Genomic DNA, 26,060 nt, shown 5'->3' with positions numbered 1-26,060 from the left:
CGGCGCCAACTGCCTATTACCTGAGCGCTCCGTCCGTGACAGCGGGCGGGCCGCCGACCTATTTCGCGACTGTGTAAAAGGATATGAGCGATGCGCCTCGGTAAGCCCAACCCTGTTCTGAAGTCCGCAAGCCGCTGCGAGACGTTGCCTGTCCTGCGTCTCAATCCCCTGGCCCATGCCATTGCCCTGTTGCTGGTGGCGGGCAGTGCCCAGGCTGAGACAGCGTTCAGCGCCGGTTGGTTCGCCAGCAAGGGCGCGGCGCAGCAGGCGGCGGGCGTCGGCGGTGTCGCGGGGAGCCTGCCCAAGCCGGGTTCGCCGCCGCCCCTGGCCCAGCAGTTGAAGGCCAACCAGCAGTTGCAGCAGTCCTTGAGCAACGTCAATAACACGGTGGCGGCCATCGCCGCGCAGCAGGCGGCCCAGGCAGCTGGGCGGCGTTCGGCCCTGGTGGCGGCCTCGAGCATTCCCGATGGCTTGGGCGAGGGCGGGCTCAAGGTCGACGAGAATGCCCTGACCAAGGGCTGGACCAATGCCAGCAACCCGGTGCAGACCCAGGCCGACGACAAGACCACGGTGAGCATCGGCCAGACCGCGGACAAGGCCATCCTCAACTGGGAAACCTTCAACGTCGGGCGCAACACCACGGTGGACTTCCAGCAGCAGGCCGACTGGGCGGTGCTCAACCGGGTCAACGACCCGCAGGCGCGGCCGAGCGAGATCCAGGGTCAGATCAAGGCGGCCGGCACGGTGATGCTGGTCAACCGCAACGGGGTGATTTTCAGCGGCAGCAGCCAGGTCGATACCCGCAACCTGGTGGCCGCCGCCGCAACCATCAGCGACAGCCAGTTCCGCGAGCGCGGGCTGTATGTCGACAGCAGCGGCTCGCAGCCGACCTTCACCGACGCCGCCGGCATGGTCCAGGTGCAACAGGGCGCGCTGATCCAGACCCGGGCGCCGGGTGTGTCCACCGAGTCCGGCGGTTATGTCCTGCTGCTGGGCAGCGAGGTGGACAACGCCGGCAGCCTGGTCACGCCCAAAGGCCAGGCGACCCTGGCCGCCGGCGACAGCTTCTATATCCGCAAGGGCGCTGGCACTGCCGGCAATACCACCTCGACCACCCGCGGCAACGAGGTGGCCAGCACCCGCAAGATCGGCAGCCAGGCCGGCAAGGTCAGCAACAACGGCCTGATCCAGGCCGCCACCGGCGATATCACCCTGACCGGCCACCAGGTGCAGCAGAACGGCCTGGTCCTGGCCACCACCTCGGTGGACAGCCGTGGCACCGTGCACCTGCTCAATTCGGCCAGCGACAGCAGTTCCAGCGTGACCCTGGGCCAGGGCAGCCACACGGCGATCCTGCTGGACGCTGCCAGTGGCACCGCCCTGGACAGCCAGCGCGCCGCTGGCCTGGCCGGGCTGGGCGGCCTTGGTAATAACATCGGTGGCGCCTTCGACAACCTCAGCAGTGTGGTCGACCGTACCGACCAGTCGCGGGTGGAGATCGTCAGTGGCGGCACCGTGGACTTCCAGTCCGGCTCCAGCACCCTGGCCACCGGTGGCCAGGTGGCGGTCAGCGCTGGCCAGCGCAGCCTGGTGCGCGACGGCGCGGTGATCGATGTGGCGGGTGCGGTCGGGGTCAAGGTGGCCATGGAGGCCAACAGCGTCAAGGTCAATATCCAGGGCAACGAGCAGCGCGATGCCGCCGGCAACCGCGGCCAGGGCAGCCTGAACAACAACGATGTGTGGGTCGATGTGCGCGAACTGGTCTATGTGCCGGCCGGGACCAACGGCTACGCCACGGACCGCTGGTACACCGGCGGCGGCCTGTTGGAAGTGGGCGGCTACTTGGGGACCCAGGCCCACGGGGTGGGCGAGTGGATGGCCCAGGGCGGCAGCGTGACATTTACCGGACGCGACGTGGTGACCCAGGCCAGTTCGAGCATCAACCTGTCCGGCGGCACCCTCGATGTCCAGGGCGGCCTGGTGCGCCAGACCTGGCTCAAGGGGGAGGACGGGCGCCTCTACGAGTTGTCCCGGGCGCCGGGCGACATCCTTTACAGCGGTATCTACAAGGGTTATGAGGACAACAGCCCGCGCTGGGGCCAGACCGATTACTACTACAGCCCGCTGATTGCGCCGCAGCAGCGCTACGAAGACGGCTATAGCGTTGGCCGCGATGCCGGCAAGCTGGTGGTCGGCACCGGCAGCGCGGTGCTCGAAGGCCAGTTGCTCGGCAACACCTACCAGGGCGAGCGCCAGGCCCAGGCCGCCCAGGCCGGGCTCGATGGCTACGACCAGGCGCAGAATGCCGTGGCCCGTGGCGCGCAGTTGCTCGTCGGCAGCTATACACCGTTCTGGCACAAGGACAGCGGCACCCTGCAAAACATCTTGCAGGCCACCGACCGCACCCTCAAGCAGGTGGTCCTGGCCCCGGGGCAGGTCGCCCAGGCCCTGGACATTGGACTGGACTCGGTCCTGGGCGAACGCCAGGGGCGGCTGCAACTGGATACCGGGCTACTCAACGGTTTCGACCTGGGCGCGGTGCGGGTCGCCGCCTACGAGAGCGTCACGGTCGACGGTGACCTGCAGGTCGGGCCGGCGGGGGAGATCGCCTTGCACGGTCCGCAGGTCCAGGTGAATGCCGGGTTGACCAGCCATGGCGGGCGCATTGCCCTGGGCAACGTGCTGCGGCAAAGGGCATCGTCGGCAGCCGACCTGACGGACACCCTGATCGGTTCCACCGCATCCCGGGCCAGCCTGGTCTTGAGCAAGGGCGCGCACCTGGACACCAGCGGCCTGTGGAGCAACCTGTTGCTGGCGCCGCAGGACAACAGGGGCCTGGCCTTTGTCAATGGCGGCAGTGTGTCCCTGCGCAGCCGTGGCGACCTGACCCTGGCCGTCGGCAGCCAGGTGGATGTCAGCAGCGGCGCGGCGCTGCTGCTGAACGGCAGCCTGCGTGGTGGCAAGGGCGGTGATCTGACCCTGGCGGCCAATGCCGGCACCAGCGTTGGCAATGGCGTCCTGACCCTGGATGGCCAGCTCAAGGGCCATGGGGTGAGTGGCGGTGGCAACCTGAGCCTGCAAACGGGCAAGGTGCAGATCGGTGGCGCAGCGGCGCCCGACGCCACGACTCTGGTCCTGGCCAGCGACTTTTTCGGCAAGGGCTTCGGCGCCTACGACATCACCGGCAATCAGGGGCTGAAAGTCGCCGAGGGCGCCCAGGTGGATGTGCGGGTACCGGTCTATGTCCAGGCCGCCGGGACGGCCCGTGTCGCCACCGGCGAGCCGGCCGCCAGCGCCCTGCAGCCGTGGCTGCCGGAGCCCTATCAGGAGGACCCGGCCAAGGGCCGCTTGAGCCAGCGCGCCGGTGCCAGCCTGACCCTGCAGGCCGGGGGACTCGATTCCAGTACTGCCGATATCGCCAGCGTCGCTCTGGACATCGGACAGGGCGCCACCGTACAGGTGGACAATGGCCAGTCCATTGCCTTGCGCGGGGTCGGCCAGATCAGCGTCGATGGCCACTTGATCGCCCATGGCGGCAAGGTCTCGATCGGTGCGGTACAACCGCTGCGGTTGGAAAGCGAGCCGCTGATCAGTACTCATCAGCGCTCGATCCTGCTGGGGCACAATGCCCTGGTGGATGTTTCCGGCTATGTGGTCAGTGCCCTGGATGCCCAGGGCCGGCGCTACGGCAAGGTCGGTGACGGTGGCAGCATCGTCATTGGTGGCACCCTGGATATGGCCACTGGCCGCGCGGCGGCGCCGGATCTGTTCGTGCAGCTCAAGGCCGGTTCGCGCCTCGAGGCCTCCGGTGCCCAGGCTGCCCTGGACATCAAGGGCACCGGTCCGATGACCCTGGCCAGCAATGGCGGCAGTATCAGCCTCAGTTCGCTCAATGGCCTGTATCTGGACGGCGACCTACGCGCCGCCGCCGGTGGCCAGGGGGCGGCGGGCGGCAGCCTGGCGGTGGCTCTGGAGACTGGGTCCTATGATCGCAACTGGTTGGACAGCGATATGCCGCTGGTACCGCGGGAGCTGTTGCTCAGCCAGCGTCGCCAGGCCCTCGATGGCACAAGCTCGGGGCCGTTGGCCTATGGACAGGGCCATCTCAGCGTGGAGCAGGTCAACGCCGGTAGCTTTGGCAGCTTGGTCCTGCTGAGCAACGGCCAGATCAGTTTCGACGGCGATGTCGATCTGGCCCTGGGCCAGAGCCTGCAGCTGTATTCGGCTTCCTTGGGCCTGGCTCAAGGCGCGGCGGCCGATACCCGGGTCAGGCTCAGTGCGCCTTATGTGCGGCTGGCGGGTGTCGCCCAGCTCGGTGCCCTTAACAACAGGGTGACGGTACCTGTGGTACGCGGTGGCAGTTCGACTCAGGCGACCCAGGCGCAGTTGGCCGTGGTCAGCCAATTGCTGGATATCCGCGATGAGGTCAACCTCGGCGCCCATGGCGACATCACCCTGCTTAGTGGCCAGTTGCAGTTGGACCAGCGCGGCTTCGCCACGATGGATGTGCGCAGCGCCGGGGACATGCGCATGCTGCGCCCCACTGGCAGTATCTCCGTCACCCGCCTGAATACCCCGGGCGACCTGAACCTGACGGTGGCGCAGCTCTACCCGGAGACCCTGGCCCGTGCCGAGATCCGCGCCCGCCACCTGAGTATCGGCCGCAGCCGCGCCCAGGACCCCGGCGTGCCCTATTCGGCCTATGGCAGCCTGCTGCTGTCCGCCCAGAGCATCGACCAGGGTGGGGTGGTTCGCGCACCCCAGGGCAGCCTGGGGCTGGGCTTCAACGGCGGCCCGGAAGATAACAGCTCGACCGTGCGCCTGCTGCCCGGCAGCCTGACCTCCCTGAGCGCGGCGGGGCTGGTCATGCCCTTTGGCGGTACGGTGGACGGCCAGACCTGGAATCAGGACGGCCAGCCACTGGGCGAGAGTGTACTCAATGCTACCCCGTCCCTGACGCTGGTCGGCCAGTCGATCGATGTTCAGAGTGGCGCCGTGGTGGACTTGTCGGGCGGTGGCGAGCTTGCCGGCGCCGGCTTCGTTTCCGGCCGTGGCGGTTCCACCGATGCCCGTTTCAACCCCTTGGTGCAGATCGGCGCCGACGGTCGCTTCAGCCTGCCGGGGCGGGCCAGCAATCCGGTCTACGCCATTGTGCCTGGCAACCAGGCAGGTTATGCCCCTGGCGCTGGGCAGAGCGGTGCCCTGGACCCGCTGATCGGCCAGCAGATCACCCTGGAGGCCGGGGTGCCGGGACTGGCACCGGGGGTCTATACCCTGTTGCCGGCGACCTATGCGCTGTTGCCGGGGGCGTTCCGGGTCGAGCTCAACGGCGGTGCCGGCCTGGCCGCCCAGCAGCCGGGCCTGGCCATGGCCAATGGCTCCTGGAGTACCTCGGGGCGCTTGTCGGTCCTCGATACCGGGATCCAGGACAGCTTGTCGCGCCAGGTGATCCTGACCTCGGCCGATGTGCTGCGCCGCTATTCCCAATACAACGAAACTTCCCTAGCTCAATTCCTCGTCAACGACGCGGCGCGCCTGGGCATTCCCCGCGCCGCCCTGACCGCCGACGCCAAGGGCCTGACCCTGAGTTTGCTGCAGAACCAGACCGGGCAACCGTCCTTCACCTATGCCGGCACCGGTCGCTTCAGTCCGGACGAGGGGGGCTACGGCACCGTTGCCAACGTACTGGGCCAAAGCTCACAAATGGAGATCGTCTCGGGCGGCCCGAGCGCGGGCTTTACCGGTACCTCGATCGATGTGGCGCAGCTCAATGCCCTGGGCGCGGCCAGCCTGCGGATCGGCGGGACCGGTACCCGCCAGTATGGCCAGGGCGGCAATTACATCGCCTTCAGCTCCAACCTGGCCGACCTGACCTTGCGCTCGGGGGCCCTGCTGTCGGCACCCGAAGTGATGCTCCTCAGTGGCCGGACCAATGGCGGCATCGTGGTGGAGCAGGGCGCCGGGATCGATACTCTGGGGCAGGGCGCCAGTGCCTACGATTCCCGCGATGGCTTTATCTACGACCCCGGCAGGACCAGCCTGTTGGCGGTGTCCAATGGCTGGCTCGACCTGCTGCCGCCAACCCCGGCGCAGAACGGCCAGGTGGTGGGCCCGGGCAGCATTCGCATCGGCAGCTGTGCTGGCAGCTGCAGCGGCGTGACCCAGTTGTATTCCGAAGGCACCCTGGCCGCGGCCACCGATAATCTGTTCGAACTGGGGGACGAGGTGCGTTATGGCACCCGCAACCTGACCCTGGCGGTGGGTGGGATCAATGTCGGCAGCAGCCAGAGCCTGGCCGAAGCCGCTGCGGGCAATACCCTGGCATCCGGCCTGACCCTTAACCAGCAGGTGCTCGACCGATTGTTGCGCGGTGACCGCGAGCGCGGCGCGCCGGCCCTGGAAACCCTGACCCTGAATGCCCGGGACTCGCTGAACTTCTATGGTTCGACGCAGTTGAGCACCCTGGACCCGGTCACCGGCGAATCCAGCCTGAGCCACCTGATCCTGGGCACTCCGGCGATCTACGGTCATGGCGGCGCCGAGGACGTGGCCAGCATTCGCACCGCGAACCTGATCTGGAATGGCACGGCCGGTCTGCCAGGCACGGTGATCAACCAGGGCGCCGGTACCGGCAGCGGCCGCCTGGAACTAGCCGCCGAGCGCATCGAGTTCGGCTACGGCCCGCAATCGCAGCCTGACAGCCTGGCCTCCTTCGATCGCCTGGCCCTGGGTTTTGCCACGGTCGACCTGAGCGCCAGCCAGCGTCTGACCGCCAACCACAAGGGCAGCCTGGCGGTCTACCAGAGCCAGGGGGCCTACGAGAGCGGCAAGGGCTACAGCTACAGCGGCGGCGACCTGAATATCGTCACCCCGTTGCTGACGGGCGAAGCAGGCTCGGTGAACCGGATCAAGGCCGGCGGCGATATCCGTATTTCCGGTGGCGGCGCCGTGCCGGGGCCGATCAACACCTTGGGCGGAGAGCTGGCGCTGCAGGGGCACAGCATCAGCCTGGACACCGCGGTGGTGCTGCCCAGCGGCAAGCTGAGCCTGCTGGCCGAGCGCGACCTGGTGCTGGCGGATAATGCCCTATTGGACCTGGCCGGGCGCACCGTGCCCTTCAATGACCTGAACAAGTACAGCTGGGGCGGCGACGTGATCCTGGAAAGCCGTGGCGGCGATATTCGCCAGGCCGCCGGCTCGCGGATCGACCTGTCGGCGCAGAACAACAAGGCCGGGACCCTGAGCGCCATCGCCCTGGACCCGGGGGCCGGCCAGGTAGCGCTTTTGGGGGCGATCCTCGGCGGCAGCTCCGGTCATTACGATGCCGGCGGCACACAGGTGCCGTACAAGGCAGCCGGGGTGGATATCCGCGCCCAGGGCGTGGGCGATTTCGCGGCCCTCAACCAGCGCCTCAACGAAGGCCAGGTCTATGGTTCGCGCAGCTTCCAGCTCAAACAGGGCGACCTGCAACTGGGCAACGAACTCAAGGCGGGGGAGATCAACCTGTCCCTGGACAATGGCTACTTGACGGTGCTCGGTACCGTGGATGCCAGCGGCGAGCAGGTCGGCAGCATCCGCCTGGCGGCGCGCAACGGCCTGACCCTGGGCGGTTCGGCGCTGCTCGATGCCCATGGCACGCAATTGCGGGTCGACAGCTACGGCAAGATCATCGATGCGCCGAACCGCGCGGTGGTCGACCTTACGTCGGGCGAGGGCCGGCTGGTGCTGGCCGAGGGCAGCCGCATCGATCTGCGCCACGGCACCGCCGCGGCCCCGGGCAGCCAACCCGGGCAGCACGATGGCCAGGCCCGAGGCACTCTGGAACTCAATGCGCCTCGGCTGGGTGGGGTCAGTGGCGGCGATATCGATATCGATGCCAGCGGCCGCCAGCAGATCAGCGGGGCCAGGTCGATCGCGGTCAATGGCATCTGGCGTTATGACGACAGCGACAGCGACGCCTTGCTCAAGGACGGCAACGACGCCGCCAGCGGCAAGCCGTATCGGGTGATCGACCAGGTCTACATGAACCTCAAACACGACCAGAGCACGGCCTTCATCGACGCGGCGCTGGCCAACACCACGCTGCTCGACGGCAAGCTGGCCGGCCTGACCGCCGGTGGTTATGCCGATGTCCTGCACCTGCGTCCCGGGGTGCAGATCAGCAGCGAGCGGGACGTGGTGATCCAGGGCGACCTGGACCTGTCCGGCTACCGCTATGCCAGCCTCAATCCACGCTTTGCCAGGACCGCGGTCTACGGCTCCGGCGAGACCGGCAGCCTGGCGATCCGCGCCGCCGGCAACCTCGAAGTGCGCGGCAGCGTCACCGATGGCTTTACCCCGCCGCCCGCCACCCCGGACGACGCCGGTTGGGTATTGCTGCCCGGCATGCAACCGTTCGGCGGTGAGCTGGTGGTACCGGGCCTGGGCGTGACCCTGGCCGATGGCACGCTGTTCCTGGGCGGCAAGACCCTCAACTACGACTTGCCGATCAAGGCCACCACCTTCGCCAGTGGTGTGGTGCTGCCCACCGAGGGTCGCTTGGCGCAAGCGCTGATCCTGGATGCTGGCAGCGTCGTGCGCGCTGACGTGCGCGCCGCCGACGGCAGCCTGCTGTACGCCGCTGGCACCTTGCTGGAACAGGCGGTGACCCTGCCTGTGGGCACCCGGCTCGGCGCCGGGACCCTGTTGACCACGCGCACCGCCTTGCAGGCCATGCTCTGGCCCAAGGGCGTGGCGTTGCCGGCGACCCTCGATCCGAGTAGCGGCCAGCAAGACACTTATGCCCTCAATGGCGATCTGGCGCTGAAAGCGGGCGCGCTGATCCCGTCCCAGACCGACGTCAAGTTGCCCAACGGTGCCTTGTCGGTGGCCCTGCGTCCGGCCGATGGCGAAAGCCAGGGGCGCAACTGGGCGATCGCCGGGTTGCTGCCCGAGGGCTCGCAATCCTGGTCGCTGCGCCTGGTCAGTGGCGCCGATACCGAGGCGGCCGATACCCGCAGCGTCAAGCCCCGGGTGGTCGATGGCCAGTTGATCCTGGCCGATACCCATTACTCGTTGTTCAGGGATCGCGAGATCATTCCTGGCAAGCCGTCGGGCAATTGGGTCTGGGGACCTGAGGTAGAGAGTCCGGACTGGAGTTGGTTGGGCGGTGTAGTGGGGCAGCCGTTGTCGCCGGAAGATCTGGCTAACGGTTATTGCGACTGGGCGCCGGGACTGTGCGTCTTTAAGCCTAATGGTGATAGCTGGGTCTGGGGACCTGAGGTGGAGAGCCCGGACTGGAGCTGGTTGGGTGGCGTAGTGGGGCAGCCGCTGTCACCGGAAGATCTGGCTAATGGTTATTGCGACTGGGCACCGGGACTGTGCGTCTTCAAGCCCGGCGAGCCGGGCGAACCCGACAAGCCTGGCGAGGTGATCGCGGTGCGCGCCATGGCGCCGATCTTCAGCGTGCTGCGCACCGGCACCGGCGACCTGGACCTGATCGCCGGCGGCGATATGAGCATGCAATCGGTCTTCGGCGTCTACACCGCCGGCACCCAGTCCGAGGCCATGGGCGCAGGTTATGCGGCAACCCGCGGCGTGGGCAGCAAAGGCACGGTGCTGGGTGGTTACGACAAAGACAGCCTCGATCTGTACAGAGACGCCAACTACAAAGCCGGCTTCGACGAGCAGGTGGCGGCCTACGAAAAGCTGGTGGCAGGAGATAGCCTCTACCAGGCCTGGTACCCGGAGCAAGGCGGCAACCTGTTGCTGTCGACGGCGGGCAGCCTGCGCGGCGATGCCTTGGGCAGTACCTGGGAGCGGAGCGCGAGCAGCACTGCCCTGTCGAGTGTCGGCGCAGGCAACTGGCTATGGCGCCAGGGCAGCGGCTCGGCGGCGGTGGACCAGGCCGTTCCGACCGCCTGGTGGATCAACTTCGGGACCTATGTCACCCCGACCATAGGCGCGCCCATGCCTCAGGTCAGCGGTTTTACTGGAGTCGGCACCTTGGGCGGCGGCAATCTCGAGGTGCGGGTCGGCGCCGATGCCGGCACTCTGTTACGCCGTGGCGACCGTACAACCCTAGACTCGCCGCGCAGCGAGGCGCTGATCCTGGCGGTGGGCAGCACCGGGCGGGTGGCCGCCGATGGCAGTCTGACCCTGACCGGGGGCGGCGACCTCAAGCTGAATATCGGTGGCGGCCTCAATCCTTCCCTGGACGCCCGGGCATCCAGTGTTGTTCGCAGCGGGCCTGCGCAGGGGCAGAACCATGATTTGAACGGCGCCCTGATCAATCTGCGGGGCAATGTGCAGGCCAATGCCGGGGCCATGGGTGGCATCCAGCAGAATTTTGGTCGCTTCAGCCTCAACCAGGACGCCCGCGAAGTGCGGGCCTACGATCCGTATTCGGCCTCGGTGGCCAGTGCCACCGGCGGCCTGGTGATCATTCCCGGCGATGCCACGGTCAGCCTCACCACCCGTGGCGACCTGGTGCTGGGCGGTGCGGTCGACCCGGGCCGTACGCGGCAGCACAATACGTCGGCGTTCAGCCTGGACAGCAGCGCCTACCTGGGCGGCGGTAGCAGCTGGTTTTCGCTCTGGACCGAGCATACCGCCATCGACCTGTTCTCGGCGGGGGGCAACCTGACGCCTTCGACCCAGGCCGGAGAACTGGCCATGAGCAGCAATGATGGGATAACGCCACGGGCCCAGCTCAATACCTCGCCGACCGACGGGCGCTTTATCTATCCCTCGATCCTGCGGGCCGTGGCTCCGGGCGGCAATCTGTACTACGGTTCTTCGGCGCTCTATACCGATGCTGGCCAGATGAGCTCGTCTTATTCTTCCCTGGTACTGGCACCTTCGCCCAACGGTCAGTTGCAGATGCTGGCCGGCGGTTCGATCTTCGCCGGCGGTTATGCGCTCAACCAGTCCGGGGCCGACAGCCGCCTGCTGCCGACGCCGTTCATGCCGGCCTTCGAAGGGCGCGAGCAGGGCGGTGGCGAGCGCCTGCTGGTGAGCAATCTCAGCCCCGATGGCCTGTCTTCCACGCAAGGCATGGGTGGCTTCCCGCTCTTCGCCTTTGGCGGCGACACCCTGACCACCTTCGGCGGCCGACGTGAGCCGGCGCGCTTCTATGCCATGGCCGGCGACCTGGTGGGCATACGCTCGGGCGAGCAACTGAACTTCAACGCTTCCGGCTCGCGCCCGGGCCGGACCTGGTACGACGCGGCCGCGCCGGTCTGGATGCTGGCCGGTCGGGATATCGTCAACAGCGGCACCCAGTTGGGGCAGGCGACAACCATTGTGCCTTTGCTGGGCGGGGGGACGAGCAGCGGCAACCTGTTCGTGCACAACGATCCGCTGGATATTTCCCTGGTCTCGGCCGGGCGCGACATCCTCTATAGCAGCTTCAATGTCGCGGGGCCCGGCCTGCTGCAAATCAACGCCGGGCGCGATATCCGCATGGAAGACAAGGCGTCGATCACCAGCCTCGGCGCCTTGGTACCAGGCGACAACCGACCGGGGGCGAGCATCGTCCTGCAGGCGGGGGCCGGGGCCAGTGGGCCGAACTACACGGCCTTTGCCGCGCGCTACCTGGACCCGGCCAACCTGGCCAGCGACAGCGCTTCCCTGGCCGCGCAACCGGGCAAGGTGGCCAAGACCTACGAAACGGAACTGGCCAGCTGGCTGAAGCTGCGCTACGGCTTCAGCGGCAGCGACGAGCAGGCCCGGGCCTACTTCGCCGGCTTGCCGGCGGTGGAGCAGGGACTGTTTGCGCGCCAGGTGTATTTTGCCGAGCTGCGCGCCGGCGGCCTGGAGTACAACCAGGTCGACGGTCCGCGCCAGGGCAGCTATCTGCGCGGGCGCAACGCCATTGCCGCGCTGTTCCCGGACACCGATGTGGCCGGCAACCCGATTGTCTACCAGGGCAATATCACCCTGTATGGCGGCGCCGGGGTGCACACCAATGTCGGCGGCGATATCCAGATGCTGACCCCGGGCGGGCAGCAGGTGTTTGGCATCGAGGGCGAAGCGCCACCGTCCACGGCGGGGGTCATCACCCAGGGCCAGGGCAATATCCAGCTGTATTCCCAGGGCAGCATCCTGCTGGGCCAGAGCCGGATCATGACCACCTTCGGCGGTTCGATCCTCGGCTGGTCGGCCGAGGGCGATATCAACGCCGGGCGCGGCTCGAAAACCACCGTGGTCTATACCCCGCCAAGGCGTGTGTACGACAACTGGGGCAACGTGACCCTGTCGCCGTCGGTGCCGAGCACCGGGGCCGGTATCGCCACGCTGAACCCGATCGCCGAGGTGGCGCCGGGGGATATCGACCTGATCGCGCCCCTGGGCACCATCGATGCCGGCGAGGCGGGGATCCGAGTCTCGGGCAACGTCAACATCGCCGCCCTGCAAGTGGTCAACGCGGCGAATATCCAGACCCAGGGCAAGTCCTCGGGGATTCCGGTGGTGGCCTCGGTCAATACCGGGGCCCTGACGTCGGCCAGCTCGGCGGCGTCTTCGGCGACCCAGGCCGCCGAGGATGTGGCGCGCCAGCAGCAGGCGGCGGCGCGGCAGAACATGCCGTCGGTGTTTAGCGTGCAGGTGCTGAGTTTCGGCCAGGAGCGCCTGGCGCCGACCCAGGATGGCGCCAGCCGGGCCAACCCCGGTTACAACCCGGACAGCCCGGTGCAGGTGCTGGGCGCCGGGCCGCTGAGCGATCAGGCGCGGCAGCAGTTGACCGAGGAGGAGCGGCGGCAACTGACTTTATAGGTTCTCTCGTGGCAACACGCTTGGGGGCGATCATTGATCGCCCCTTTTTTTTGCAGACCTGCCACACAGGTGCCCATCACCCCTTGAGACCTAGGCGAAGGCTCTAGTCCGCGGTTTTGCCATTTTCTGCCCGGATTCATGGAGAAGACCGGCGCCTATCGACCGGCCCGGCGGATGATTGACGGCAAAATAATGAGGCACTCATTACCACGCTTGAGAAGAGCCCGCTATTGAGAGGTGACAATCCAGCTGAGCATGATCGGCTTGTGAACGCGGCCTCCAAACTCGTCGGTCTGTTGGCGGCTGCTGGCGTCAATGGTGATGTTGCACTGGGGTCTCAGATAGCTGGTAACGCGCAGTCGTACAACCGCAAACTCCATGCTTTAGAGGAAAAACGGCTTGCTGAAGAAGCTAAAAAGCTGGAAGCATCATTAGGTAAAAGTAGTTCCGGCCTTGATTGGGGCATGTTGCTCACCTATGCCGCTGATGGCGAACTTGATGCGCAGTCTAATAAACAGCTACAGGCAATCTTGATCGGTTATGGGCCGAACAACCCTGAGGGCGTGCATCTGGCTGAGGACCTTGATAGAGCCAGGGATGTTGTTAAGCAACTACAGAGTGAAAAAGTTCTTCTGACTTGGGCGGATGGTTCTCCTATCGTTGCGAATGGCGACAAGGTTTACGCATTTGGTGCAACCTCCAAGCAGTACAAGGACCCTCTGCTGTTCAACTCTGCAAGTAATACCACTTACAACAACTCTCCGGATGGATCGGGTGTCGTTCCTGATAAATGGATTGATCAGTATGGTGAGTCAGTTGCAACCAAGAAGCTCCGAGAGATCGGGGCTATCAGTAACGATGCTGAACTCACGGAGGCCCAATGGGGCGCGCTGAGACGTTACGCGACTGGTGGAGTTACCTCAGATATTGATCTAGAGGCGCTTCTCGCGGTGTTGCCGGTAGGTAGGGCAAGCAAGGGAAGCATTGCTGGCTTTTTGAAAGAGTTGGTGTCGCGTGATGCGCTTGCGACTAAAGGAGCACTCACTGCGGAGAAAACCGCACTGCCGGTAGGTTATCGCGAAGGCGGTTCAGTAGGGGCTGCTTTCAATGAGACGGGGGGGTTACCAGAGGGCTATCGCCGGGTTATCAATACCAAGACTGGCAACACAGAAGTTTTAGCTGCGGATGGCAAGCTTTATTTTGAGACCAGTAATGGACTGAAGCCGAAAGAGGGAGGTAATCTAGCGGGGTTGGTTGAGGCAGAGAAAAATATTGCTGGTGCGAAAGTAACAGGTGCAGGGAAGATAAAAGTAGAGGTAGGTGCAATACCTGATGCAAATGAAGTGCGTGCAGGACAAGGGTTGTCAAGTCTCGGTTACGATGTTACTCACCTGGCAACAGCATCATCGAAAGGTGTTCAGGGACAACGTACTGCGGATTTAAAGGTTGATGGACTAGGGGCGATTGACGTGTATACACCGCAAAATTTGTCTCCTTCAAATATAGTTAAAAATATTGAGAAGAAATCAAATCAGGCGGGTGGCGTATTTGTTCAGGCGGATCTATCAAGTGAGGATATGTCTTCAATTGCAGCTCGAATGTGGGGTAAACCCAATGCTCAAAGCATAAAGACTTTGTTTTTTCAGAAAGCTGACGGCTCTGTCGCTCGCTACGATCGTCCTTAAGGAAATGATCAATATGTCGAAATTTGCATGTGTTTGTGGGTATATAATTAATCTATCTAATGGAACATCTGAGTCTGAAATGAGCTTGATTTCAGAAAGAAAGATAGATGATATTGGTAGTTTGCTTTCTGTTAGAAGCATGTCCGAAGATGAGTTTTATGATGCGATAGGTGAGGGGGCGAAAACAGTTTATTCTTGCCCGAAGTGCGGTCGGCTCCATGTGGATGAAGGAGATGGGGTGTTTCGTTCCTACATTAAAGAAGGGATGTAGTCGGCACGAGAAAGGAACTGCTCAAACTACGTTTAGGCTTGGTGGAAAGTGGTTGGTGATGTAGGATTTCGCATGTGGTAAGCAGATTGTGAATGTATTGTATTCTTCAGAATAGAAAGCTTGACTTCTCAGTTTTTAGAGAGTTTATAAATATCCTTGAGGGGGTCATAAATATCCCTGGCGTTGCTGGGATGTTTTTTATTCTTTCATTGTAACTAGGCGCCCTTTTGTTGTTTGATCTAATGCTCTCAGTTATCTTGCCCAGTCTCACCTTAGTTGCAGTCCTTGTGGCTTTATATTCAGGGTGGGCTTTTCCGTATTGCTGGATGAGTAGTGGTCTATGACGACTTTTAACTTTAAACCAACTAAAAATTGGCGGCCTGAAATCGCGAATTACTACTTGTACTGAAAGCCATTCTTATAACTTTCGTCCCGCCACATCCATCAAATCACACCCATCGCGCAGCATGATGCTGCAAACCAGCGTCAGTTCCTGAAGCAGAACAGGTTCGTGTCGAGGGGCATCCGCTACCGAAAAACTTTCCAGTAGTTGGGTCACTGCGCGTATGCGATAAGCGGCCGCATCGTGCAGCATATCGATAGGCGCTTGGGTATCTATAAGCAAGGAAGGGATGTTGCAGTCGTGGCCGGTAATTGGCACGTAACGGTTCATAAACTCACCTCTGGTTGATTATCTGAGCTGTCACCCCATCGTCGCCAAACGAAAAGGGTGACGGCTGTACGCAGGTTGGCGAACCGACACCAGAAGTAAAGCCGGCAGACCCGAAGATCTCCCACGCACAGCCGTCATCAAGCGGTCGTGCGGATGCAAAAGTACCTGCAAGCAGGAGGTTTTGCATCAGTTCTGGTGTCAGGTCGCCAAACCCGGTCGCCATTTGGGCGACTAGTCGAAGGTAAACCGGCCTGTGCTGGGCGGGAATAAGGCGAGTTCACCGCCGCTTGTAAGGCTTTTCTGGTTATCAACGCAGCAGGCAGTTCTGTTTGATCTAGTCCTTCTCAAGGCATGACGACGTCGCGGCCGTTCCGGCCGATCGCAGCCTGCGGCAGCGGCTACGGGGGATCGCGCTCGATGCCTGCTGCGCAGCAGCGGCCTGCCCATCACCCCAGCCCTGTCACTACAAAAACTGCCCATCCGGCAGGGCGAGGTCGATGACCCCGTGGGTCAATACAGAGGCTGCCGCGATTGCCTTGGGTGAAAACAGGCGCAACAGAACGACTTTACCCAGCGTATCGCTGCGTAACGCCATTTCGTGCCGATTGCCGATCAGCACTACGTCGGGCGCAATGGGCCAGCCGCCAGCCCGGGCATAGAAACGCGCCAGCGGTGGATCGCAGGTGAAGACGCCGATATCGAGGTTGCTGTGTTCCATGCAGCGTGTGGCCGCGGCGACGGTCCTCAGGCCCAGGCCTTGTCCCTGGCAAGCGGGATCGGTCATGACGCAGCTGAGTCCGGCGATGTCGAACGTGTGGCCGGCATGCTCGATCGTCTTCATGGCGACAGCGGCGTAGCTGAGCACCCGGTCGGGTGCGCAGATGTAGAACGAGAAGGTCTCGAACACGGGAGCGTGCAGCGGGGCGGTTTCGGCGTCTTCAGGCACGTCCGGCTCGGGATAGACGCGCCGCTGCAGCAAGGCGAATTCTCGCTGCAAGGCCGAGGAGGCCCGCTGGTAGGCGATGGCGTCGACAGCCCCGGGTTCCGTGGGCCTGAGGTCTGTCATGGGTGTGTCCTTGTCGGCAATAGCCTGGTTGAGGGATCGATATTCTCGCATGCCGGCCGTGTGGCGTTCACCGTTCCCCACCTTTCCACTCCATATTTCCGAGCCGAGCACCCTGGCGCCCTCTGGCCTGTCCTGGCCGAACCTTCCTGGGGTGAATGAAGCTTTTGTGACAAAAGTTCGGTAGCACTTCGCCAGTCCCGTCATGGATATGTGACGCGCTTGAGGGGGCCTTCTGGCCACTGTTCTGAGCCGAGGCGGGACGCCGGGAGTGAGGTGATGGGGACTATGGAACGCTACGCGAAAGTGGGCATGCAGGAGCTGGACCAGCGGTTGTCGAAGATAGTCGAGGCCGCGCGCAAGAAGCCGGTATCGGTCTATCGCTACGGGGCGCCGTGGGTCTGGATCGTTTCCCAGGATGACTGGCAGGGCGCCTTGAAGGAGGTGTCGAGCTACATCCCGCCGGGCCATTCGCTGGTGTTGCTGCGCCCGCAGATCGACGCCTTGCTCGACCAGCACCGCGACATCCTCCAGGGCCTGGATGCCGAGCCCGGCATGCTTATCGCCCCACGCACGGTGATGCACATCCTGCTGTTGCAGCTCTTGTACTCGGTGCCCGGCGAGCAGCAGTTGTACGAGCAGCTCAATTACAACCTGCTGTTTCGCTGGTTCGTCGGCCTGGACCTGAACCACAAGGTCTGGAGCCTCGGCGTGCTGAGCCGCGATATCGCCACGCTGTTGAACGATGCGCGGGCGGTGCTGCTGATCCAGAAAATCATCGGTGAAGTGTTCTGTGGCGCCTTGCTGCAAATGCCTGAGTTCTCGTTGAACTTCGCGCTGCTGCACAGCTGGCTGGCCAAACACGCCACGACATCGACCTTGAGCAATTGAGGCGGCCAAACGCCGTACAGACGGCGACGGCGGTTTCGACGCGGTTGGACATTCTTGGAAATCTAGGGGGCGGTGTGGAGCATCTGTTCGATAGGGGGCGGCCGGGGCCGACCAGGCGCTGGCTGCCGGTGTGCGGCTGGCTGGCGCTGGTCGCGCTGAGCCAGCCGTTGTTGGCCGAGGAGGGCGGCCCGGTGGAGGGTGAACCGGTGCAAGGCGGCGCATCGCAAGGCGCGGCCGCGCCCGCGCGGCTGGTGGATGTGAATGAGTACTTCGTGCGCGGCAACACCGTGCTCGATGCCCGGGCCATCGAAGAAGCGGTGTATCCCTTCCTCGGCCCGCAGAAAGCCCTGAGCGATATCGAGGGCGCCCGCGATGCCTTGCAGAAGGTCTACCAGGCCCGCGGCTACCAGTCGGTGTTCGTCGAGCTGCCGGAGCAGAAGGTCGAGGACGGCATCGTCTACCTGCAGGTCAGCGAGACCAAGGTCGGGCGGGTGCGGGTGGTGGGGGCCAAGCATTATTCGCCGGTGGAAATCCGCGACGAGGTGCCGGCGCTGCAGGAAGGCGAGGTGCCGGACTTCGCCAAGGTCCAGGGCCAGCTGGCGAGCCTGAACAAGACCCCCGGGCGCCAGGTCATGCCGCTGGTCCGCGAAGGCCAGCGCCCCGGCACCATGGACGTCGACCTGCAGGTGGAAGACCAGAACCCGTGGCAGGCCAGCGTCGGCCTGAACAATGACTACAGCGCCGACACCAAGCACCTGCGGGCGGTCACTAGCCTCGGCTACAACAACCTCTGGCAGTTGGGCCACAGCATTTCCCTGACCTATTTCACCGCGCCCGAGGACCAGGACAACGCCAAGGTCTGGTCCGGTTCCTACACCGCGCCGCTGAACGAGCGCTGGAGCCTGCAGTTCGCCGGCTACCAGTCCGACAGCAACGTCGCCACCATCGGCGGCAGCAACGTGCTGGGCAAGGGCCATTCCTACGGCCTGTCGCTGATCTATAGCCTGCCGGCCAGCGGCGCCTGGGCCAATTCGTTCTCGGTCGGGGTGGACTTCAAGGACTTCGAGGAGGAGCTGAGCCTGGGCGGCGACAGCGACAAGGTGCCGCTCAAGTACGCGCCGTTCACCTTTGCCTACAACGGCTTCCGTTACACCGAGACCTCCCAGCTGGGCCTCGGCCTGAGCCTGGTGGCCGGCACCCGCAGCCTGTTCGGCTATGGCAGCTCGGACGAAGACTTCGACTACAAGCGCTACCGCGCCAACCCCAGTTTCGCCGTGCTCAAGGGCGACCTGAATTACACCTACACCTTCGCCAACGACTGGCAGACCGGGTCCAAGGCCGCCTTCCAGCTGGCCTCGGGGCCGCTGGTGTCCAACGAGCAGTTCTCCGCCGGCGGCGCCACCTCGGTGCGCGGCTACCTGGCGGCCGAGCGCACCAGCGACGACGGCTACCTGTTTTCCCAGGAGTTGCGCACGCCGTCCCTGGCCAAGTACCTGGGCGGTTATGTCAACGAATGGCGCTTCTATGCCTTCGCCGAAGGCGCGCGGATGTACCTGCGCGACGAGCTTCCCGACCAGGAGGCCGACTACAGCCTGGCCAGCGTCGGCCTGGGCACCCGCGCCAGCTTGAGCAAATGGCTTTCCGGCAGCCTGGACTGGGGTTACCCGCTGCTTGATGGACCGAACACCCAGAAACAGGACTCGCGCGTGCACTTCAGTGTGCAGGCGACGTTTTGATCTTTCACGGAGTAACTTTCATGCAGCGCTTACTGATTTCCCTGTTGATCTGCCTGGGCTTGGTGCTCCCGGCGACCGCCCAGGCGTGGTGGCAGGACGACTGGCACTACCGCAAGCAAATCTCGATCGACACCACGCCGCAAGGCGCGGCCATCAACCAGGCCCTGGGCCGCACCGCGCTACTGGTGCGCCTGCACACCGGCAATTTCAGCTTCGACGGGGTCAAGGAAGACGGCTCCGACCTGCGCTTCGTCAGCGCCGATGACAAGACCGTGTTCAACCACCAGATCGAAAGCTTCGACCCGTTGATGGGCATGGCCCTGGTCTGGGTCGACGTGCCGAACGTGGAGGGCGGCCAGCGCCAGGACATCTGGATGTACTACGGCAACCAGAAGGCCCCGGCGACCGCCAACGGCCAGCTGACCTTCGACCCGAACTACGTCGCCCTCTATCACTTCGACGGTGCCAACGGCACCCCGGCCAAGGACACCACGGCCTACGGCAACCATGCGCAGAACGCCACCGGCGCGAGCATCGACGGGGTCATCGGCCGCGCCTTGCAGTTCAACGGCCAGCCGCTGTTGTTGCCGGCCAGCCCGTCGCTGCAACACAACGCCGACGGCGCCTTTACCTTCAGCGCCTGGCTGCGCCTGGACCAGGCCAGCGGCGAGCAGTTGCTGCTGGCCCGGCGTGAGGGAGCCAGCAGCCTGCTGATCGGGGTCAACCAGGGCGTGCCTTTTGTCGAGGTCGACGGCCAGCGCGCGGTGTCGACCCAGCCGCTCAATCCCGGGCAGTGGCAGCACCTGGCCCTGACCGCCCAGGGCAGCCAGCTGGCGCTGTTGGTCAATGGCCGCGAAAGCGCCCGCCTGGCGGTGGCGCTGCCGGCGTTCAATTCGCCGCTGGCCATCGGCGCCGATTTGCCGCCGGCATCAACGCCAGGGGCAACGGCCGAGGCCAGTGCCTTCCTGCCGTTCAATGGCGCCATCGACGAGCTGCGCCTGTCCAAGGTGGCCCGTCCCGCCGGCCTGCTGCTGGCCGATGCCGCGGCCCAGGGCGCCGAGTCGAAGCTGGTGGTGTACGGCGTCGATGAAGAACAGTCGGGCTTCGGTTTCGGCAGCCTGGGCTTTTTGCTCAAGGCCGTGCCGGTGGACGCCTGGGTGATCATCGCGGTGCTGGTGCTGATGATGTTCCAGTCGTGGATCATCATGATCCGCAAGAACCGCATGGTCGGCCGCGTCAGCAGTGCCAACCAGCTGTTCCGCGAGCAGTTCGCCCGGGTCGGCACCCGCCTGGAAATGTTCGCCGACGACCGCGAGCTGGCCCAGCGCCTGGAGCATTCCTCGCTGTGGCGCCTGTACCAGGTGGCAGTCCAGGAGATCCGCACCCGCCGCGAGCAGGGCGCCGACACCTCGTCGGTCTCGGCGGCGACCATCGAGGCCATCCGCTGCTCCATGGACGGCGTGCGCACCCGCGAGAACCAGCAGCTCGGTTCCAAGCTCTCGACCCTGTCCAACGCCATCGCCGGCGGGCCCTACATCGGCCTGCTGGGCACGGTGCTGGGGATCATGGTGGTGTTTCTCGGCACGGCCATGGCTGGCGACGTGAACATCAACGCCATCGCCCCGGGCATGGCCGCGGCCCTGCTGGCCACCGCCATGGGCCTGTTCGTCGCGATCCCGGCGCTGTTTGGCTACAACCGGCTGATCACACGCAACAAGGAAGTCAGCGCCGACATGCGGGTGTTCGTCGACGAGTTCATCACCCGCCTGGCCGAGTTGCATGGCGCCAGCCAGTCCAGTGAAGCCGCGCCCGCGCGGGCTCATAACGCCAGCGTGCCGGCCTGAGGAGAAACGTCATGGCTTCTGTGAACGCCTCCCACGACGATGATGACGACGCGCCAGTGGACAGCATCAACATCACGCCCCTGGTGGACGTGCTGATGGTGGTGCTGGTGATGTTCATCCTCACCGCCACCGCCCAGGTCTCGGGGATCCAGATCAACCTGCCCAAGGCCAGCGCTTCGGTGTCGCTGTCCGAGGCCAAGACCAAGGCGATCTCGGTCAACGACGGCGGCCAGGTGTTCCTCGACGCCTACCCGGTGACCTTGCCGGAACTGGAAGAACGCCTGCGCATGGAAAAGGCCTTGAATCCGGACTTCCCGGTGATCGTGCGCGGCGACGCCACGGTGCAGTACCAGAAGGTCATCGAGGTCCTGGACCTGCTGCGCCGGCTGGAGCTGTCCCAGGTCGGGCTGGTCACCGGCAAACCGAGCCAGGGCTGAGCCATGACCGCACAACAACCTATCCAGTTGCCGCCAGTGAAGAACCGCACGGCGCCGCGCCTGCTCAAGTGGGGCGTGGGCGTGCTGTTGGGGGCCGGCGCCGCCTGGCTGCTCTGGCAGTGGGCCAACGACATGAGCGGCGTGCGCCGGGAGGCGCCCAAGGTACCGACCATCATCCCGCTGCCGCCACCACCGCCACCGCCGCCGGAAAAACCCAAGGAACCGGAGCCGCCGGTCGAGGAGAAGGTGCCCGAACCGGAACCGACCCCGGAGCCGGAGCAGGTCAAGCCCGAGGAAGAGGCGCCGCCGTCGCCGGTGGACGACCTGGCCAATCCGATGCAGATGGATGGCGATGCCCAGGCCGGCAGCGACGCTTTCAACATCGGCGCCGGCAAGGGCGGCGGCATGGCCGGCTCCGGCGGTGGGCGCCTGGGCAACGGCACTTACAGCCAGTTTCTGGCCTTCACCTTCCAGCGCGTGCTGCGGGAAAACCCGGACCTGCGCAACCAGGCCTTTTCGCTGCAAACCGACGTCTGGCTGAGCGCCGTCGGCGAGATCACCCGGGTCGAGCTGGTCAAGTCCAGCGGCAACCCGCAAATCGACACCCTGGTGCTGGCCGCCTTGCGCGGCGCGGCGCATTTGACGGAGCGGCCACCGGCCTCCCTGACCCTGCCTGTACGCCTGTCCCTGCAGGGGCGGCGTCCGGGTTAACCGAACGACTGATGCAAGTTTTGCCAAAAGGAGCTGTGTGCAAATGATTTCCAACGTGAATCGATTGTCCCTGGCGATCGGCATGGTCATCGCGACCCTGGTGGGACCGGTAGCGGCCGCGCCCGCTGCGCCCTCGGAAAACGCCACGATCAATCTGATCCGTTTGCTGGTGCAGCAGGGCGTGCTGAAACAGGAACAGGCCGACGGCCTGATCGCCCAGGCCGAGCGCGAAGCGCAGCAGGCGCGCCAGGCCAGCACCGCGGTGGCGGCGGGCCCGGCGGCGACGCCGGGGGATGTGCGGGTGCAATACGTGCCGGCCATCGTCCGCGACCAGATCCGCGACCAGGTCAAGGCCGAGGTCATGGCCACCGCCAAGCAGGAGAACTGGGCCCAGCCCAATACCTTCCCGGACTGGGTGTCGCGCATCAGTTTCGACGGCGACATTCGCCTGCGCGACGAGTCGCGCTACTACTCGGGCAGCAACAGCAACGAAATCGTCGACTTCGCCAAGCTCAACGACAAGGGCCCGTACGATGTCAACCCCAACAGCAGCTCCAACCTGCCGCCCTTGCTCAACACCCGCGAGGACCGCGAGAACCTGTTCCGCCTGCGCGCCCGGCTGGGCATGAAGGCCCAGGTCGCCCAGGACTGGACCGCCGGCATCCGCATCGGCACCGGCTCGGACAACAACCCGGTGTCCACCACCCAGACCCTGGGCGGCGGGTTCGGCAAGAAGGACATCTGGCTCGACCAGGGCTACCTGACCTGGAAGGCCACCGACGCGCTGACCCTGACCGGCGGGCGGATCGCCAACCCGTTCTTCTCCACCGACCTGCTGTATTCCAACGACCTGAACTTCGACGGCGTGGCGGCGATCTTCAACCACAAGCTCAATCGCGACTGGGGCCTGTTCGGCACGGTCGGTGCGTTCCCGGTGGAGTACACCAACGACACCTCCACCAGCAACGGCTTCGACAAGGAAGAAAGCGACAACAAATGGCTGTACGGCGCGCAGATCGGCGCCAACTGGGCGATCAACGGCAACCACCGGCTCAAGGGCGCATTGGCCTACTACCGCTTCGACGATATCGAAGGCCAGCGCTCCAGCGCCTGCGAACCCTGGGCCGGGGCCCCGGGCTGCGACAGCGACGGCAGCCGCGTGGCCTTCATGCAGAAGGGCAACAGTGTGTTCCTGTTGCGTGACATCACGCCCAACCCGCTCAACCCGGCCGCCACCCCGCAGCCGCAGTTCGTCGGCCTGGCCTCGGAGTTCAACCTGCTGGACTTGAACCTGGTGTGGGACGCCGACCTGCCGGAGAACTTCAAGCTGCGCAGCCAGGCCAACTACATCCACAACCTGGGTTACGACGAAGGCGAGATGCGCAAGCGCTCCGCAGGCCAGATCGTCAACAACCTGGACAGCAACGGCGAGCTGGAAAGCGGCGCCAACGCCTGGATGGTGCAGTTCACCCTGGGCAATAGCCTGGAGCTGGCCAGGCAGGGCGACTGGAACCTGTTCGCCGGCTACAAGTACATCCAGCCCGATGCGCTGCCTGACGGTTTCAACGATTCCTCGTTCCACCTCGGCGGCACCAACGCCAAGGGTTATTTCCTCGGCGGCAACTACGGCCTGGCCAAGAACGTCTTCGCCACCGGCCGCTGGCTGAGTTCCGAGGCGGTGTACGGCGCGCCGTTCGACATCGATGTCTTGCAGCTTGAAATCAACACGCGCTTCTAGGGCGCAAGGGTGCATTGCTATGAACAGTCTCGATATGAACACGCGAGCCAGGGCAGGGCGCTGCCTGTGGTTGGGGCGCGGTCTGTTGTTGACCCTGGGCGTGCTGACGGCCAGCGGGGCCAGCGCCGAAGGCATGGAGGAACGCCTGCGTACCCAGTTGCGCAGCACCACCCAGCAGTTGCAGGCCCTGCAGAGCGAACAGGCCCAGGCCAGCGCCGCCCGTGTCGCCGCCGAGAACCAGGCCAGGCAGGCGCAGGCGCAGATCAAGCAACTGACCGCTGACCTGGCCAAGGCCCGTGGCGTCGCCGAGCAACTGGCCGGCCAGCAGCAGAACCTGCACAGCCAGGCCCAGGCGCAGATGGCCGCCAGCAGCGAGCAGATCGGCAAGTTCAAGAAGGCCTATGACGAACTGCTGGTCATGGCCCGGGCCAAAGAGGCCGAACGGGCCAGGCTTGAGGCGCAATTGAGCGAACGTGACACACAAGTGCAGCAATGTTCGGTCAAGAATCAGCAGATGTATGGCGTGGCCAAAGAGATCCTCGCGGCCTACGAGAAGATCGACGTGGCCGAGGTGATGAAAATCCGCCAGCCCTTCGCCGGCGGCGCCCGGGTCAAGTTCGAGGAACTGGCCCAGGGCTTTGGTGACGAGTTGTACAAAACCCAGTTCGATGCCCCACGGGCAGCGAGCACCCACTGAATACCAGGGAAGAATCGAGCATGACTGAACAAGCGCAACTGATCGCCAGCGTCACCCCGCAGAGCCTCACGGAGCTGCTGCAAGGTGCCGGCTACCGGGTCAACCAGACCGACCAGAACGGCATCGTGCAACTGCTCAGCGCCAGCCAGGGCATCGGCTACGCCGTGCGCTTCGGCAACGCGGCGGGGGTTGAACAGGGCCGCTATGTGGACTTCACCTTCAGCTGCGCGCTGCGGGTCCAGGGCGAGTTGCCGGCGGGCCTGGCCGAGCTGTGGAACGCCTCGCGGCGCTTTGCCCGGCTGTCGGTGCAGGGCGAGTTCCTGGTGATGGAAATGGACGTGGTGGTGGCCGGGGTCGGCCACGATCACCTGCGCAGCCAGCTGGAACTGTGGGATCGGCTGTTGCAGGAGTTCATCGTCTACCTGCGCGACTACAGCCAGCACGCCGCGCGCCTGCAGGCCCAGCCTGAAGCCACGCCGCAAGCCACGCCAGAAACCATGCCTGAAGCAGCGCCCGAGGCCGTCGCCGAGGCTGTCGTTGAGGTGCCTGGGCAGTGAAGAAGCCAAGCCTGGTGGTCGGTGTCGGCGCCCTGGCCCTGGTAGCGCTGGCGGTGTGGCTGGGCGTGCGTCCGGGCAGCGATCCGGTGGCGGCGCAACAGCCCAGGGTGGCGGTAGCCAGCCCGGTCGATGACGGCCCGGCGGTGGCGCGCCTGGGCAACCAGCGGGTGGCGCCGGAGGAGCTCAAGGCGCTGTTCGCGGCGTTGCCCGAGGCGTCCCGCGAGCAGCTGCGGGGCAATCGCCCGGCCCTGGAAAACTGGATTCGCACGCGCCTGGCGGAAAAGGCCGTGCTCGAACAGGCCGACGCCCAGGGCTGGCGCCAGCGTCCGGAGGTGGCCTTGCAGACCCGGGTGGCCACTGAACAGATTGTCTTTCGCGACTACTTGCGCTCGGTCAGCCAGGTCCCGGCCGGCTACCCGAGCGAGGCCGAGTTGCAGCAGGCCTACGACGCCGGCAAGGCGCAGTGGCAGACCCCGGCCTTGTACCGGGTCAGCCAGATTTTCCTCGCGGTGAATGACCCGCAGGCGCTGGAGGCGACACGCAAGCAGGCCCAGGAACTGAGCAAGAAGGCCCAGGCCGCCCCCGGTGAATTTGCCGCCCTGGCCAGCCAGTATTCCCAGGACCCCGACAGCGCCCGGCGCGGCGGCGACTCCGGGTTGCAGCCGTTGCAGCAACTGCTGCCCGAGGTCCGCGGCGCGGTGGCGCGCCTGAAGGTCGGCGCGGTGTCCGATGCGGTGCAGAGCGCGGCGGGTTTTCATGTGCTCAGGCTGACCGAGCAGCAACCGGCCCGCACGGCGACCCTGGATGAGTTGCGCGAACGCCTGACCCAGGCCCTGCGGGCGCAGCGCCAGGAGCAGATCGCCAAGGCCTACCTGGAAGGCATGCTCGACACCGCGACCCTGAGTATCGACGGCGCGCAGTTGAACAAGGTGCTGGAGGAGAAGCTTTAGGCAAGCGGTGTGGCCGCTACCGCTTCGCGAGCAAGCTCGCTCCTACAGGATCGA

13 protein-coding genes and 1 pseudogene are annotated in these 26,060 nt (G+C 64.9%); 12 read left to right on the top strand and 2 right to left on the bottom strand.

Going from position 1 to position 26,060, the window contains the following annotated elements:
• Nucleotides 1-90 precede the first annotated feature (90 nt).
• The 3 genes and pseudogenes from J4E58_RS29055 (at nt 91) to J4E58_RS29045 (ending at nt 14,709) form a co-directional block, all read left to right on the top strand.
• Nucleotides 91-12,753 (top strand): filamentous hemagglutinin family protein, encoded by a 12,663-nt coding sequence (locus tag J4E58_RS29055; protein WP_087091131.1) that lies wholly within the window; start codon nt 91-93, stop codon nt 12,751-12,753.
• A gap of 1,280 nt (nt 12,754-14,033) precedes the next feature.
• Nucleotides 14,034-14,438, top strand: a pseudogene (locus tag J4E58_RS32370) (hypothetical protein); the annotation flags it as partial.
• Between the two features lie 13 nt (nt 14,439-14,451).
• Nucleotides 14,452-14,709, top strand: a complete 258-nt coding sequence (locus J4E58_RS29045; protein ID WP_256583187.1) for a hypothetical protein — start codon at nt 14,452-14,454, stop codon at nt 14,707-14,709.
• Between the two features lie 418 nt (nt 14,710-15,127).
• Here J4E58_RS29045 and J4E58_RS29040 read toward each other — a convergent pair whose 3' ends face one another.
• Nucleotides 15,128-15,382 (bottom strand): hypothetical protein, encoded by a 255-nt coding sequence (locus tag J4E58_RS29040; protein WP_087091130.1) that lies wholly within the window; start codon nt 15,380-15,382, stop codon nt 15,128-15,130.
• 463 nt (nt 15,383-15,845) lie between these two features.
• The gene (locus J4E58_RS29035; protein WP_087091129.1) at nt 15,846-16,448 is read right to left on the bottom strand and encodes a GNAT family N-acetyltransferase; all 603 of its coding nucleotides are present in this window, start codon (nt 16,446-16,448) and stop codon (nt 15,846-15,848) included.
• 276 nt (nt 16,449-16,724) lie between these two features.
• Here J4E58_RS29035 and J4E58_RS29030 point away from each other — a divergent pair, with 276 nt between their 5' ends.
• The 9 genes from J4E58_RS29030 (at nt 16,725) to J4E58_RS28990 (ending at nt 26,006) form a co-directional block, all read left to right on the top strand.
• On the top strand, nt 16,725-17,336 hold the full coding sequence (locus J4E58_RS29030; RefSeq protein ID WP_007928988.1) for a transposase: 612 nt from the start codon (nt 16,725-16,727) through the stop codon (nt 17,334-17,336).
• Between the two features lie 74 nt (nt 17,337-17,410).
• On the top strand, nt 17,411-19,072 hold the full coding sequence (locus J4E58_RS29025) for a ShlB/FhaC/HecB family hemolysin secretion/activation protein (RefSeq protein WP_256583185.1): 1,662 nt from the start codon (nt 17,411-17,413) through the stop codon (nt 19,070-19,072).
• A gap of 20 nt (nt 19,073-19,092) precedes the next feature.
• Entirely contained in the window at nt 19,093-20,916 is a 1,824-nt protein-coding gene (locus J4E58_RS29020) for a DUF2341 domain-containing protein (RefSeq protein ID WP_087091127.1), read from the top strand.
• Nucleotides 20,917-20,927: 11 nt separating this feature from the next.
• Nucleotides 20,928-21,353: a biopolymer transporter ExbD gene (locus J4E58_RS29015; RefSeq protein ID WP_007928991.1), complete on the top strand. Its 426-nt coding sequence runs from the start codon at nt 20,928-20,930 to the stop codon at nt 21,351-21,353.
• 3 nt (nt 21,354-21,356) lie between these two features.
• Nucleotides 21,357-22,064 (top strand): TonB C-terminal domain-containing protein, encoded by a 708-nt coding sequence (locus J4E58_RS29010; RefSeq protein ID WP_087091126.1) that lies wholly within the window; start codon nt 21,357-21,359, stop codon nt 22,062-22,064.
• Nucleotides 22,065-22,107: 43 nt separating this feature from the next.
• Nucleotides 22,108-23,802: a putative porin gene (locus J4E58_RS29005; protein WP_087091125.1), complete on the top strand. Its 1,695-nt coding sequence runs from the start codon at nt 22,108-22,110 to the stop codon at nt 23,800-23,802.
• Nucleotides 23,803-23,836: 34 nt separating this feature from the next.
• Nucleotides 23,837-24,499, top strand: a complete 663-nt coding sequence (locus J4E58_RS29000) for a DNA repair protein (protein ID WP_087091124.1) — start codon at nt 23,837-23,839, stop codon at nt 24,497-24,499.
• A gap of 20 nt (nt 24,500-24,519) precedes the next feature.
• Entirely contained in the window at nt 24,520-25,056 is a 537-nt protein-coding gene (locus tag J4E58_RS28995; protein ID WP_087091123.1) for a YbjN domain-containing protein, read from the top strand.
• Nucleotides 25,053-26,006 carry a peptidylprolyl isomerase gene (locus J4E58_RS28990; RefSeq protein ID WP_087091122.1) on the top strand — a complete coding sequence of 318 codons (954 nt, stop codon included), beginning with the start codon at nt 25,053-25,055 and terminating at the stop codon, nt 26,004-26,006. Before J4E58_RS28995 ends, J4E58_RS28990 begins: the two co-directional genes overlap by 4 nt.
• Nucleotides 26,007-26,060: the final 54 nt, after the last annotated feature.

Origin of the sequence: Pseudomonas sp. FW305-25, from assembly GCF_017351415.1 — a bacterium.
In the GTDB taxonomy this organism is placed as follows: Bacteria; Pseudomonadota; Gammaproteobacteria; order Pseudomonadales; family Pseudomonadaceae; genus Aquipseudomonas; species Aquipseudomonas chlororaphis.
This window is presented reverse-complemented; position numbering and strand designations above follow the sequence as displayed.